The sequence below is a fragment of the Chryseobacterium sp. genome (genome assembly GCF_045629545.1).
Lineage (GTDB): Bacteria > Bacteroidota > Bacteroidia > Flavobacteriales > Weeksellaceae > Chryseobacterium.
On sequence record NZ_JAZQRK010000033.1, the window covers coordinates 57,738 to 72,061 of the forward strand.

Consider the following 14,324-nt stretch of genomic DNA (forward strand, 5'->3'; position numbering starts at 1 on the left):
AAAAAAGAATTCTCAGCTTGCATTAATAAAAGAAAATCTCCCTAATTTCAGGGAGATTCTTATTGCTTTTTACAGTATTGAGGTATAGCGATATCATTTTATTATCTGATAATAATATCTTGATTATCTTCTATTTTCTAAATTTTTTCTTTTTCTTCCAAGGCGCATTTTTTTGCACATCTCCTGCCATAATACAACCGTGAGGAAGCACTTCGTCTATCACTTCGCACAATCCAAATTCTTCAATTTGAGCGCGTACATTTTTTGCATTTTTATAAGCGGTAGGCAATTCAGAAATATCAATTTCATTAGAGTAAAACCTGATATCTAATCCTGCTGTTTCTTCGGCAAAAACTTCTTCTGTTGTTTTATGTGCTAAAGATCTCTTATGCTGTGATCTAGAGAAATTTCTCCCTGCACCGTGAGGAGCGAAACCTAAATTTCTTTCGTTTGTAGCACCACTTACAATCAATACAGGTTCTGCCATATTCAGAGGGATGAGTCGTGGACCTGTGATGTCCGGAAGAAATTTGTCGTCTAGAGGCGTCGCTCCTTTCGCATGGTAGAATAAATCTCCATCTCTGAATACGAAATTATGTTCGTTCCAATATCGGTCTAGTTTTTCGACATTCATTTTTTCTAAAGTCGCATTATGAATCGCTTCATGGTTTTCTTTCGTCCAAGCTCTTATCAATTGCAAAGCTTCCCAATATTGCTGTCCTTCTTCGGTTTCGAAAGGAATCCACGCGTTTTCTTTCAATGTATCTGGCGATAACTCTTGTCGGAAACGGTTGGCTACTTTCATTCCTTTATCGTATAAAGCCGCTCCAGGTGCTCTAGAACCATGGTGAGTAACCATCATTGTATTTCCTGTATTTTTAGAAATCCCAACAAATAAGAAATGATTTCCATCTCCCTGAGTTCCCATATGCGAACGAGCAATGCTTATTAATCGCTCGTCATTCAAGAAAAAATTTTCTCTAAAAGCATCCATTAATTCTTGAGACATCGGGATTTGTTCTCCTCTTTCTCTTCCACCATACCCGAAATGCGTAATCGAATGGGCAGCATCCAAAACATCTTTAGGATCCACCTTTCCGAAATCCGTCAACATCACCGAACAACAAATATCTGCAGAATGAAATCCTGGATGTATGGCATTTTTTGCTACCACCAATCCACCGACCGGAATATGACCTTCTGGGCCTGTAGGACAGGCATCGGGCATCACAGCACCAGAAACTAGAGTAGGCGTTTTCATCAACTTTTTCATAGTTTTTAATACTTTATCTACATTATCAATCTCAGCTTCGTGTTCTGCACGGAGGTTAACTACAAAATCTATCGGATTTTCATGCAAAGGAATTGGATCTGGACTTCTATATTGCTCCAAATAATTTTCCATTTCTTCTTGGGATAAGTCGTTTTCGTTGATGTACTCTAAAGCTTCGGCAAACCATTTTTTCGGGGCGTATCCTAAAGCAATCAATTCATTTCCTGTAATTTTCATATCGTTTGTTTTTTTTGCTGCTTTTTTTGGGCAGCTTTTCCGCCTTCTGCTCTCACTCTTTTTTCGGAAGCAGAGCGGAGCCGAAGCTTCGGCTCCGCTCTGCTTCCGAAAAAAGGAGTTCCGCTCCAGTCGGGCTGCAATTTTTCAGTTTCAAACTCCTTTTTGTCAGTTTGATAATGCAAAGTAATCGCCTTATTGCGCAATCTTTTTGCGTAGTAAAAAAATATTTTTTATTTTTAAGGGAAATTGGTATTTACATTTTTTAACACCAAAATAATTTAAAGATATTTCGTGGTCGCAGAGCTTTCGAAATTCTGTGGTTTCCAATAAAGAAGAATTAAAAATTTCCAATTTTTCGTAATATTAATGGTATTGCAATGGATGTAAGAACTATTCTTAATTGAACGTTGGATTTAAATAAGGACGATATTAAAAGGTAAAAACTTGGTGGTAGAACCTAATAATAAATAATAGAAACAATGATAGAACAAGTAAAAAACAACCCAGAAGAAATAGAATTTAAAAATGTAATTGCATTTATAGACGAGCATTATGACTTTACGCCTACACGATTCAAGAATGGAGACATTATAAATGAAGCTAATCAAAATAATGGTTCTTGCAAAGTTTTTAGTTTCGGGAAGCATCAAGGCATGTCTGAAGAGGAAGTGTTGCATCTTTTTGGTGAATTTTACAGAGATGACGTTTTGATAAACCCTGATGGAAATGATCATCAAAACATCAGAAACTTTATGAAAACAGGTTGGGAAGGCATTGCTTTCGAAGGCGATGCGTTGAAGAAAAAGTAAATTAGTTCTTGGGAATTGGTATTAGAAATTGGAGTACCGTAGAAGAGGGATATGGACATTTTTTTCAAGATAATATATAACTCGTCATCTATTGAGTCTTTCTAATAATTCTGCTGCGTGAGGACGGAATGCATTGTTGGAGCTCGTTTTTCTTTGTGTAGAAGCAAAGAAAAACAGCGACTGCATGGAGGCCGACCTTTATCTTTGAGCAAGGAAACAAGCGCAGGCAAAGAGAAAGGGCACGCCCCAAAAAACACACACATTATTATTTAGATCAAAAAAAACAAGTATGTCGTCCAATAAAAATGCTTTAATACGTTATAAAACACTAGATAAATGTCTGAAAAATAAGTATAAAAAATATACTTTGGAAGATCTGATGGACGAATGTTCGGAAGCGCTTTTCGAGTATGAAGGAAAAGAATCTTTTGTAAGTAAGCGTACCATACAATTGGATTTGCAAAATATGCGAAGCGAAAAATTTGGGTATGAGGCGCCTATTGAGGTTTTCGAGAGGAAATATTATCGTTATAGCGATCCCGAATATAGTATACATAACATTCAGGTAACAGAAAATGATCTGAAAGCCATGACCAATGCAGTGCAGATTCTTAAACAATTTAAAGATTTTTCAATGTTTAAAGAGCTTAATGGTGTAATTCAAAAATTGGAAGATTCTATTCATTCTACGCACCAAAAATCGATAATTCATTTGGATAAAAATGAACGTTTGAAAGGGTTGGAGTATATTGATGTGCTGTATCAAGCTATCATGAATAAAAAGGTTCTGAAGATTTTGTATAAGAGTTTTACGGCTCGTGAAGCCAATGTAATGCTAGTGCATCCGCAATTGCTGAAAGAGTATAACAACCGTTGGTTTTTGATCTGCTGGCACAAAAAGAAAATGTACAATCTTGCTTTGGATAGGATAGAGGGGATAGAAATAGATGATAATGGAGTGTATTATGATAAAGAGTTTGATGCAGATCGGTATTTTGGGGAGGTAGTCGGGGCGACCGTTTCTGAAAATCAGAGACCTCAAAATGTTGTATTTTTTGTAACTAAACGTCATGCTCCTTATGTAGCAACAAAGCCTTTTCATCATTCTCAAGTTGTTGTAAAAGAAGAGGAAGAGGGAACGACATTTAAAATATGTGTACAGTTAAATTTTGAATTGGAAAGGATGATTTTAGGGATGGGAGAATTTGTAACGGTTCTAAAACCCAATATTTTGGTGAGGAGAATTGCTCGAAGTATAAGGATAGCTCATGAAAATTATAATAATATTGGTAATGAGTACTCTTCTCATCATAGATTGGCTTAAAAATTGTAAATTCAAATAAAATTTTAAACAATGAAATCAAGATTATTAAAAACCGTATTGACACTTTTAGCTCCAGTTGTGATTGAATATATCATCAAAAAACTGACAAATAAAACGCAGGCTAATCCCACTCAGCCCACAAAGAAACTTACTAACTAAAAAATGGCAACCTTACATTATGTAAGGTTTTTTTATGCCAGACATTTATTTTAACAAATACTTAGAGTAATTAAACAATTATTTAATTTTTTTTGTTTGTAAAATACTGATTAATAGTATTTAATGATTTAATATGTCAAAAAACATATGCCAAACATAGGTCTTTGGCATGGTTTTGATGCATTATAGTCTTGAAAAATATATAAAATCAGAGTTATGAAAATGTTTAAACAAGTCCTTTTGGGAGCTGGTATTTTAGCAGCAGGTTTAGTTAGTGCGCAGAGTACTCAGATGACTAATATGCTTAAAGTAGGTGCTACAGTAGGCGTAGCAGTGCCTTCAGATAATGTATCAGCAGCAATAGGTGTAGATGTAGCGTACCAATATCTTGTGACACCGGGCTTTGGATTAGGAGTTGCAACAGGATACACACATTATTTTGAAAAGGATAATAATGGTTACGACAATAATAGTGTTGGAGTAGTACCCGTAGCTGCTGTATTAAGATTTTATCCTAAAAAAACAGGTTTCTATATTGGAACTGACTTAGGTTATGGATTTTTAGTAGGTGATAATAAAGTAGCAGCTAATGCTAATGTAGAGAGACCAGATGGAGGTTTCTACATCAAACCAGAAGTTGGATACCATAACAGAGATTGGAATTTCTTCTTACAATATCAGAAAGTATTTACAGGAAGTACTGGAGATATGGTTAACCAAGACTACAATGTGGGAAGCATCGGAGCAGGATTTTCTTACAATATCCCATTAGGTAAATAATCTTTAAAAGTATAAACAGTTATTAATTAAACCTTTTCAATTTTTTGAAAAGGTTTTTTTTTATCTTGTCTATTTTACCGAAACAATTATTATATTTGATAAAATTTGTGATTATGAATCTAAATCCTAAATTCCCACTTTATTTACCAGGGGTAAAAAATAGTAGCAATAATAATATCTCCATTATTGGAGCAGACATTAGTGAAGATACAACCTTATTGGGATACTATATTTCAAATAATGGAAGCATTGAAACTAGAATTCATAAAAGGTATAATACTTCTGATTATGCAGATTTCTCTGAAATTCTAACACAATTTATAAAAGAAGAAAATCTAGAGAATGTAAAAAGATTAGGGATTTCTGTTCCAGGTCCAGTACTTAATGGTAAAAGCAATCCTATAAGACTAAAATGGGCATTGGATGTACAGGATTTCAAGAGGGATTTTGGTTTTGAGCAAGTGGATCTTTTAAATGACCAAGAAGCCTCTGCATATGGTATTGCCTTATTGCAAGATTCTGATATCGAGGCCATTCATACAAGCGGCCATTTAGAAAAAGGGAATGTAGCTTTCATAGCTCCCGGTACGGGATTAGGTGAGGCAGGATATTTCTATGATGGAGAATATTTGAGGCCATTTGCAACAGAAGGAGGCCATTCTGAATTTTCACCAAGAACAATGGTAGAAGTAGAATTTTATCAATTCCTAAATAACATTTATGGGATAGTAAGTTGGGAAAATGTGATATCTAAAACGGGATTATTCAACATTTATCGTTTTTTGAGGGATGTAAAAAGACATCCTGAACCAGAATGGTTAGCAAATCGTTTGGCAAATGGTAATTTCACTGAGGAGATTTTCCGTGCAGCAATGGATAGAGATGTTCTTATATGTAAAATTACTTTAGATACATTTATAGAATTTTTGGCTAGAGAATCTAATAATCTTACTCTTAAACTAAAAGCTACTGGAGGACTACTAATTGGTGGAGAAATAGCAAACACCATAAGAAAATATATAGATAAAGATAAGTTTTACGAAAAGTTTAAAATTAGCGATAAAATGGAGGATATGTTAAAAAATATTCCAATCTACGTTATCAATTCAGAAACATCTAGCGTAAATGGAGTAGCACTCTACACGGCTTATTTTAAAGATTAGTGAAAAGCTCCAAAATTGATTTGGAGCTTTTTTATATTTAACACATCTAAAAAATTTTTTTTAATAGAAAATGTGATTATCCTTCAATATAAGATAATTATATTTGTATTATTAAAAATTATATATTAAAAATTTCAAACATGAAAAAGTTGGTTTTAGTAGCGTTGTTAGCAAGTGGATTGGCGTTCGGGCAGTCCAAAAAAGTACATTCATCAGATGTACATTGGTGGGGATACAAAGTGGCTAAATCTGAAGCAAGCTCTCATAATGGTACAGTAAACGTAAAGTCGGGAGATATGATAATGAAAGGGAATGAACTGGTAGGAGGATCCTTCATTTTGGATATGACATCCATCAACGCTACTGATATTTCGGGAGAAGGGCAAGGGAAACTAAATGGACATCTTAAAAATGGAGATTTTTTCGAGGTTGAAAAATTTCCTACGGCAACCTTTAAAATAACTTCGGTAAAGAAAAATAACGATAAAGTATACAGCCGTACAATTACAGGAAACCTTACAGTAAAAGGCAAAACAGATGTTGTTTCTTTCCCAGCGAAGGTGACTTACAACAATGGTGTAGTAACTATGGAATCTAATAAATTTTCATTTGATAGACAAAAATTTAATGTAGCCTACAAATCTTCAATGAAGGATGTTTTTGTGAAAGATGATATAGATATGACCGTTAAAGTATCAGCTAAATAATTTAATCAAAAAAAAGTATAAAAAGTGCAGAAATTCTGCACTTTTTTTTACTTTTGTTACATTGTAAATAAAAAAGAATGAAAAGACTATTATTATTTGTGATGATGTGTGCAAGCATATCATTTGCTTTTGCTCAAAAAAAAGGCGATAAGATTTCAAAAGTGGTTACTTCAGAGATCAAATGGTGGGGGCACAAAGTAGTAAAAACCAAAGCATCATCACACTATGGAACCTTAAAATTGAAAAGTGGTAAATTCACTTTTGATAAAACAGTTTTGGTGGATGGTGAATTTGTACTAGATATGAGAAGCCTTACAGTGGATGATCTATCAGGTGACGACCAAGTGAAACTTACAAATGAGCTAAAAGGAACCAACTTTTTTGAAGTAAAAAAATTTCCTACTGCAAAATTTCATTTAAAGAAAATTATTCCCCTTGCTAATAGCGAATACAATTCTACCATTATTGGTGATATCACAATAAAAGGTTTTAGAAAAACAATTTCTTTCCCTGCGAATGCGCACATCACGCAGTTTACCGTAGAAATAGAATCTTCTAAATTCTCTATTAATAGAAAAGATTTCAAAATCGTATACCAAAATTCTTTAAAGGATTACTTCATCAAAGACGAAATGGAAATTCAGTTTAAGCTTTCTACTCAAAAAATAGACAACGAGAGACCATTGTAGGTTTTGAAGTTTATATAAATAATAGAGGTCAACTTTTCATTAAGTTGTCCTTTTTTTATAAATTAGTCTTATGAAAATATATGTAGTAAGTGGATTGGGTGCAGATTTCAAAGTCTTAGAAAAGCTAAAATTTCCACCACAACATCAAGTTGTTTTTATCGATTGGCTGATTCCCAAAAAGGATGAAATATTTTCGGCATATATTGGCAGAATGGCTGAGAAAATAGATGATAAAGAACCTTTTTATCTGCTTGGATATTCTTTCGGTGGAATTGTTGTACAAGAGATCAATGCTATCAAACGAGCACAGAAAATAGTAATCTTGGGAAGTATAAAATCTGACGCAGAGAAGTCTCGATTGATAAAAGCGGGTAGACTCACAAGAATTCCGAAGATCTTGCCATTGGCATTTTTTAGCGATAAAACTACAGCTTACTATTCGGTGGTTAGGAAGTTTTTCGACCCTAAAAATCCTAGGATCAATTCCTTTTTTAGAGTAAGAGATCCTTATTATTTGAAATGGTCTATGGAGAGAATTACAGAATGGAAATTTCAAGAAAACCCTGATGTAATACAGATTTTGGCAGATAGAGATATTGTTTTTCCTATCAAGAATTCAAAACCCAATTACGTTATCAAAGATGGAAGCCATCTTTTCCCTGCTACCAAACACAAGGAAGTTTCAGAATTATTGCATGAGATTTTTGTTTAAAATAATTACGCTTTCTTTTATCAACATCATCTTAACCATTAGCTTAAAAAAACAAATAATAGAGAATTTATCTATAATATAATTTTAGATAATCGGGTAAACCTTTATCATCATTTGATTTTCTAATCATTTAACGTGTATATTTGCTATTCATGAAAAGGAAAATTTATTATGGAATCTATATCAGTTTTTGAGATTATAAAAATAGGCATTGGTCCTTCTAGTTCTCACACAATGGGCCCGTGGAATGCTGCAACCTCATTTATTAATTTAGTAAAAAGAGAAAAATCTATAGTCGATGTGCAGGAAGTTTTTGTAGAGTTTTTTGGTTCTCTTGCAAAGACTGGTATAGGGCACGGAACTGATATTGCAAGTATGCTCGGGCTAAATGGTGAAAATTTTAAAACTATTAATACTTCTACAATTGATGAAAAGGTACTGAAGATTAAGCAAACTGAAATCATCAATTTTGGTGGAGAAAAAGAAATTCCTTTTATATATGGGCATCACCTGATACTTAACACTTCGCGTTCTTTGGATTTCCATCCCAATGGTATGATTTTTAGAGCTGTATTTGCAGACGGAACAGAGATTTCGCAAGATTACTATTCTGTGGGGGGAGGCTTCATTGCTACACAAGAAAAAAACTCTATTGAGAAAGACTGTGTTCGTACTTTGTACCCATGTCATCATGGTTCTGATATTACCAAATACTGCGAGAAATTTGGTTTCCAAAAATTTTCAGATTTAATATTAGTTAACGAAGAAAGTTGGAGAACACAGGAAGAAACGCGAGCCGAAGCGCTTAATATTTGGCATCACATAAAGGAGTGTATCTACAAAGGCGTTAATAAGGAAGGTATTTTACCTGGTGGACTGAATGTAACGCGAAGAGCGGCTGGTATCAATAGAAAATTGCTTGGCGACAAGATTTATAAAAACAAGGAAGAATGGTTTCAGCAAGTAGCGGATGCCGAAGAAAACTTTACCAATATCAACAAATGGATTGCCTGTTTTGCACTTGCAGTGAATGAGGAAAATGCGAGTTTCGGAAGAATTATAACGGCGCCAACTAATGGTGCGAGTGGGGTAATACCTGCAGTTCTAATGTATTCTCAGGCTTTTACATCACACACTAGTGAGGATGATATTGTAAGATTCTTGTTGGTGGCTGGTGAAATTGGAACTTTGTTTAAAAAGAATGCTACTATTTCTGCCGCAATGGGTGGTTGTCAGGCTGAAATTGGCGTATCTTCTGCAATGGCGGCGGCAGGTCTTACCGAAATCTTGGGTGGAAGTATTGGTCAGGTTCTGATGGCTGCTGAAATTGCGATGGAGCATCATCTAGGACTAACCTGTGATCCGATAAAAGGTTTGGTTCAAATTCCATGTATCGAAAGAAATACAATGGGAGCGATGAAAGCCATTACCGCAGCCAATATTGCATTGGAAAGTGATCCTTCTAAAGCAAAAGTGAGTCTGGACGAAGTGATACAAACGATGTGGGAAACTGCATTATCTATGAACGATCGTTTCAAAGAAACCTCAGAAGGTGGATTGGCAATTGCCGTAAACGTCCCCGAATGTTAATTTTTTTTTAGTTTAAAATAAATAAAATGCGCAGAGCTTAAAAACTTCTGCCTTGAAGTTACTCAACGAGAAGCCTCTCGTTACCCAACAACAAGCTTCTCATCAATAGATAAGAAGGCATCCTTACAAATCTAATACTGCGTTAGGATGGTAAGGATGCTTTCTTTTTTTGTTAAAAGTGTTTATTTATCAAGGATTGCTCGGATTTTATTGGCATTGCTGATCAATTCTTCCAAGTACTGAAAATCATTTTGTTCTAAAGCCGTTTTAAATTTAGACAACTGAGAAATATGTTCGTTCAGAACATCCAAAACATTGTCTTTGTTTTGTTGAAAAATAGGAACCCACATTTCGGGATGTGATTTAGCCAATCTTACCGTACTAGAAAAACCCGTACTCGCCAATTGAAAAATGGTTTCTTCTTCTTTTTCCTTTTCCAAAACTGTATTGGCAAGTGCATACGAAGTAATATGTGAGATATGAGAAATATAGGCTGTATGCAGATCGTGGGCTTGTGCATCCATATAAATAAGGTGCATATCTAATGATTCAGCAAGGTTTTTAACTAGTTCTAATGCATCTTTTGCAGAATCCTCAGCATCGCATATTACCGCGGCTTTCCCTTTGAAACTTTCTGCTATTGCAGATTTAGGACCATTGTTTTCGGTTCCCCACATGGGATGAAAAGCCACAAAACGGTTTCTCTTAGGATGATTTTCTACAATTTCTACAATGCCAGATTTGGTAGAACCCACGTCCATTACAGTTTGAGTATTTGATATTTTATCTAAAATTTGAGGCAATATTTTCCTTGTAGCATCCACTGGTATAGCAATAATAATAAAATCTAAATTTTTAAAGCCTTTATCCAAAGTAGATTTTTCATCAATGATTTTTAAAGATAGTGCATCAGCTAGATTTTGCTCATTTAGATCTATTCCGACTACTTTATTTACAATTTGTTTTTGTTTTAATTTCAGGGCTATCGATCCACCGATAAGTCCTACCCCTATAATACCTATATTCATTTCTTTAATTTTTATTAAACAAAAAAACCTCGCCGATGGGCGAGGTTTTTTGAAGTTATTTCACAAGAATCTCTATCCCAAACTGGAAATCAAAATTCTATAATATGTTGCGTTATTTGTAATCACCAAACGAAGATAGGAATTTTATCTTTAAAATAAATTTTAAATAAATGATTTTTAATTTTATAAATTTAAGTATAATCAAATTGCAATTTTTAGGTTTAAAAAACTCCTCAGAAGGAGATCGAATTACAACATTTGCCAAATATTTTTCTGAATCTGCTCGTGTAAAGTGGAAAAAAAAACGGAAATTTGTGCCCCCTTTAATAATCCCGAATACTCATGAAACTTTGTATTGCCGAAAAACCTAGTGTTGCTAGAGATATTGCCAAAGTATTAGGCGCAACTACCCCTAAACAAGGCTATATGGAAGGCAATGGATATTGCGTGACATGGACTTTTGGACACCTTTGTACTCTAAAAGAACCACACGACTATGCTCCAGAACTCAAATCTTGGAACCTTATTTTTCTTCCCATTATACCGAAGAATTTTGGCATAAAACTGATTACTAATCCTGGAGTTGAAAATCAGTTTAGAGTAATTGAAAAGCTGGTTGCAGAATGTGATGAAGTAATCAATTGTGGGGATGCTGGACAAGAAGGAGAGTTGATACAACGTTGGGTTTTACAAAAAGCAAAATGCGATAAACCCGTGCAAAGATTATGGATTTCATCCCTTACTGAAGAAGCCATAAAGGAAGGATTTAATTCTCTAAAACCTGCTGAAGATTACAAAAATCTATATTTAGCAGGAAATGCCAGAGCGATAGGAGATTGGCTGTTGGGTATTAATGCAACTCGACTTTTTACTAAGAAGTTTGGTGGTAACAAAGCTGTGTTATCCATTGGCAGAGTGCAAACACCTACTTTAGCGATGTTGGTACAACGCCAGAAAGAGATCGATGCCTTTAGTACGGAAGATTATTGGGAACTAAAAACGAAATACCGTGATGTAATTTTCAATGCAGCAATAGATCGTTTAAAAACATTGGATAGAGCCGAAAAAGGTTTAGAATATCTGAAGGTTAATCCATTCGAGATTGTTTCATTTGAAAAAAAAGAAGGAAAAGAGAAGAATCCAAGATTATTTGATCTTACCGGTTTGCAAGTAGAAGCGAATAAGAAATTCGGTTATTCTGCAGAAAATACTTTAAAGTATATTCAGAATTTGTACGAGAAAAAGCATGTGACTTATCCTCGCGTTGATACTACCTACTTATCTGAAAGTTTATATCCAAAAATAGAAGGAATTCTTAGAAAAATGACTCCTTATCATGATCTGATAGAGCCTTTGTTAGGAGAACCAATTCCTAAATCTAAAGCTGTTTTTGATGATGCAAAAGTGACCGATCACCATGCCATAATTCCTACGGAAATTATACCTACACAAGGGTTGCCTTATGAGGAAAAAACAATTTATGACCTTATTGCAAAACGTTTTATAGCTGTTTTCTACCCAGAATGTAAAATCTCGAACACTTTGGTTGAAGCTAAGGTAGGTACAATTCCTTTTAAAACAAGTGGAAAACAAATTTTAGAAGCAGGTTGGAGAGCAGTTTATGCTAAAGATAACACAGAAGAAACTACCGAAAAAGAAAAGGAAGAAGAACAGACAATTCCGGAATTTACAGTGGGAGAGACAGGTCCGCACGATCCCATGATCCATCAAGGTAAAACTTCTCCTCCAAAACCATACACAGAGGCTACTTTGTTACGTGCAATGGAAACCGCAGGAAAGCAGGTGGATGATGAAGAACTAAGAGAAATGCTAAAAAATAACGGGATTGGAAGACCTTCTACGAGAGCTAATATTATAGAAACACTTTTCAAAAGAAAATATATAGAGAGAAAAAGAAAAAACCTTATCGCCACACAAACAGGAATTCAACTGATCGATACCATTGAAGATGAAGTGCTGAAAAGTCCCGAACTTACAGGTGAATGGGAACTGAAACTGAGGAAAATTGAAAGTGGAGAATATGAAGCCAATCTTTTTAAAGAAGAACTGATAAAAATGGTGACCGATCTTACCAAAAAAGTGATAGAAGGTAAGGCTAAAGTGTTTACCATTCAAGAAGAAGTAGAGTTGAAGGAGAAGAAAAAATCTGAACCTGCGCCGAAGAAAGAATTGGCAGCGTGGGAAGACATTAAATGCCCGAAATGCAAAAGCCAAAACCTTATTAAAGGGAAGACGGCGATTGGATGCTCGGATTATAAAAACTGTAACTTCAAAATTACGTTTGAAATTTTTGGTAAAAAGTTATCAGAAAAACAATTGATGGATTTGGTTGTGAAAAATAAAACTTCCAAACTTAAAGGCTTTACCACACATCCCGAAAATCTTACAGAAGGTGTAGTAACTCTCTCTCCAGAATTTACCATCGCATTGGCTTAATATTATTTAAGGTACAAACGCATTTTCGCTTCATAGTCTGGCTTTACTTTTAGGTTTTTCCAAATTTTTTGATCGTTGGGATAACTTACTCTTAAATAAATGATTTTATCCGCAGAATATTTAAAATAAGGATGGTTTTTTAGCCATTCTTCTGGTGCATCTACCAAGGTGTATTTTTCAACTTTGGATGCGTCTAATGGTGCGATAGCAAGCAACTTTTGCATCAATTCTTTATCGATATTATAGGTATCTAGAATTTGATTTCTTGTGGCAAATCCACCCAATTTTTTCCTAAAACCAACCATAGAACCAGCAGCTCTTTCATCAAAGCCAAATTCTATCAATTGTTTGAAGGTAATGGTATTAAGATCTGTTTTTGAAAAGTCGGTTTGTTCTTGTTTTGCAATTGTTTTATTTGGAGTATTAGTCTGAATCATGGTAGCTGGATTGAGCTGAATGTAAGGTTTTATTTCCTCAAATTTTTGCTCAGAAATCACGAAACACTTTTTTATATCATCTAACGTCTTAAAACTACCTTTAAGATTTCTATCTCTATAATTTACGATGGCTTGCGCTTGTTTTTCAGAAAATCCCAACTTCATCCAATCTTGTAATTGATAGATATTAGGATCGAAATTGCTGTGTTGAATTCCTGTTTTAACTGTTTTGTTTTGAGCTTGATAAGAATTAAAATTGCTAGGTTTTTTTTCTGGTAATTGGAGATAAGGAGCTAGTTTTCTATAGTTTTCATCATTGATAATGAAGCATTCTTTAAATTTTTCTTTGCTTACAAAACTTCCACCCAAATAGTTTCTATATTTAATAATAGCTGCGGCTTGTTTGTCGCTAAATCCCATCGCTTGCCAATCTGATTCTGATAAAACATCAGGATTAAATTTTCCGTTAATCTTCAGCTCTTTTTTAGCAAATTTGGAGAAAGAATTGGTGTTGCTTTTCGCGTCTTTATTGTCTTCTGGAAGAAGAATATAGGATTCTAATTGAGCGAATTTTTCTGGGGTGATTGCATAGCATTTTTTCAATTGTTTTTTAGAAACAAAATTGCCACCAACTACTTTTTTATAATTGAGGATTGTAGCGATTTCCTTTTCAGTAAATCCCAATTTCGACCATTGATTCTCATCAAGATCATTAGGATTAAACTCATAAAGTGGTATTAACTCTTTATTTTCAGAAACAAACTTTACGTTTGGTATTTGATCGTCAGAGGAACTGGTGTACTTCTGAAAACCATACAATACAACCAAGAGCAATCCTAAAAATGCCAATTTTTGGTAATAATTCTTTCTCATCTTAAAGTAAAATTAATAATTAAATTTAACTTTAATAATGCTTTTAATGAATATTTTAAGGTTTATGTAATTTTAAAACGAATAAA

13 protein-coding genes are annotated in these 14,324 nt (G+C 34.2%); 9 read left to right on the forward strand and 4 right to left on the reverse strand.

The features are described 5' to 3' along the window. Positions 1 to 130: 130 nt before the first annotated feature. Together ACKI42_RS08005 and ACKI42_RS08010 are read right to left on the reverse strand one after the other, a co-directional pair. Positions 131 to 1,510, reverse strand: coding sequence for an RtcB family protein (locus ACKI42_RS08005; RefSeq protein WP_407404226.1), 1,380 nt, complete (start codon positions 1,508 to 1,510; stop codon positions 131 to 133). Next, positions 1,507 to 1,713 (reverse strand): hypothetical protein, encoded by a 207-nt coding sequence (locus tag ACKI42_RS08010; RefSeq protein WP_407404228.1) that lies wholly within the window; start codon positions 1,711 to 1,713, stop codon positions 1,507 to 1,509. Before ACKI42_RS08010 ends, ACKI42_RS08005 begins: the two co-directional genes overlap by 4 nt. 276 nt (positions 1,714 to 1,989) lie before the next feature. On the opposite strand from ACKI42_RS08010, the gene ACKI42_RS08015 reads away from it, so the two are divergent. The 8 genes from ACKI42_RS08015 to ACKI42_RS08050 all read left to right on the forward strand — a co-directional run bounded on the left by ACKI42_RS08015 (position 1,990) and on the right by ACKI42_RS08050 (position 9,443). Continuing rightward, complete coding sequence (locus ACKI42_RS08015) at positions 1,990 to 2,319, forward strand: HopJ type III effector protein (protein WP_407404230.1); 330 nt, start codon at positions 1,990 to 1,992, stop codon at positions 2,317 to 2,319. Between the two features lie 289 nt (positions 2,320 to 2,608). Then, positions 2,609 to 3,643: a helix-turn-helix transcriptional regulator gene (locus ACKI42_RS08020; RefSeq protein WP_407404232.1), complete on the forward strand. Its 1,035-nt coding sequence runs from the start codon at positions 2,609 to 2,611 to the stop codon at positions 3,641 to 3,643. Between the two features lie 375 nt (positions 3,644 to 4,018). Further along, entirely contained in the window at positions 4,019 to 4,582 is a 564-nt protein-coding gene (locus ACKI42_RS08025; RefSeq protein WP_407404234.1) for a transporter, read from the forward strand. 113 nt (positions 4,583 to 4,695) lie between these two features. Next, positions 4,696 to 5,745, forward strand: a complete 1,050-nt coding sequence (locus tag ACKI42_RS08030) for a glucokinase (protein ID WP_407404236.1) — start codon at positions 4,696 to 4,698, stop codon at positions 5,743 to 5,745. 140 nt (positions 5,746 to 5,885) lie between these two features. Then, a complete protein-coding gene (locus ACKI42_RS08035; RefSeq protein ID WP_407404238.1) occupies positions 5,886 to 6,452 on the forward strand; it encodes a YceI family protein in 567 nt (188 codons plus the stop codon). 77 nt (positions 6,453 to 6,529) lie between these two features. Then, a complete protein-coding gene (locus tag ACKI42_RS08040) occupies positions 6,530 to 7,141 on the forward strand; it encodes a YceI family protein (RefSeq protein WP_407404240.1) in 612 nt (203 codons plus the stop codon). A gap of 70 nt (positions 7,142 to 7,211) precedes the next feature. Further along, on the forward strand, positions 7,212 to 7,853 hold the full coding sequence (locus ACKI42_RS08045; RefSeq protein WP_407404242.1) for an alpha/beta hydrolase: 642 nt from the start codon (positions 7,212 to 7,214) through the stop codon (positions 7,851 to 7,853). Positions 7,854 to 8,024: 171 nt separating this feature from the next. Next, positions 8,025 to 9,443 carry an L-serine ammonia-lyase gene (locus ACKI42_RS08050; protein ID WP_407404244.1) on the forward strand — a complete coding sequence of 473 codons (1,419 nt, stop codon included), beginning with the start codon at positions 8,025 to 8,027 and terminating at the stop codon, positions 9,441 to 9,443. Positions 9,444 to 9,625: 182 nt separating this feature from the next. On the opposite strand, the gene ACKI42_RS08055 is transcribed toward ACKI42_RS08050, so the two are convergent. Continuing rightward, positions 9,626 to 10,486 (reverse strand): prephenate dehydrogenase, encoded by an 861-nt coding sequence (locus ACKI42_RS08055; RefSeq protein ID WP_407404316.1) that lies wholly within the window; start codon positions 10,484 to 10,486, stop codon positions 9,626 to 9,628. Between the two features lie 327 nt (positions 10,487 to 10,813). Between ACKI42_RS08055 and ACKI42_RS08060 the strand changes: the two genes are divergently transcribed. Beyond that, entirely contained in the window at positions 10,814 to 12,928 is a 2,115-nt protein-coding gene (locus tag ACKI42_RS08060) for a DNA topoisomerase 3 (RefSeq protein ID WP_407404246.1), read from the forward strand. Positions 12,929 to 12,930: 2 nt separating this feature from the next. On the opposite strand, the gene ACKI42_RS08065 is transcribed toward ACKI42_RS08060, so the two are convergent. Beyond that, positions 12,931 to 14,238, reverse strand: coding sequence for a helix-hairpin-helix domain-containing protein (locus ACKI42_RS08065; RefSeq protein ID WP_407404248.1), 1,308 nt, complete (start codon positions 14,236 to 14,238; stop codon positions 12,931 to 12,933). Between the last annotated feature and the right edge of the window lie 86 nt (positions 14,239 to 14,324).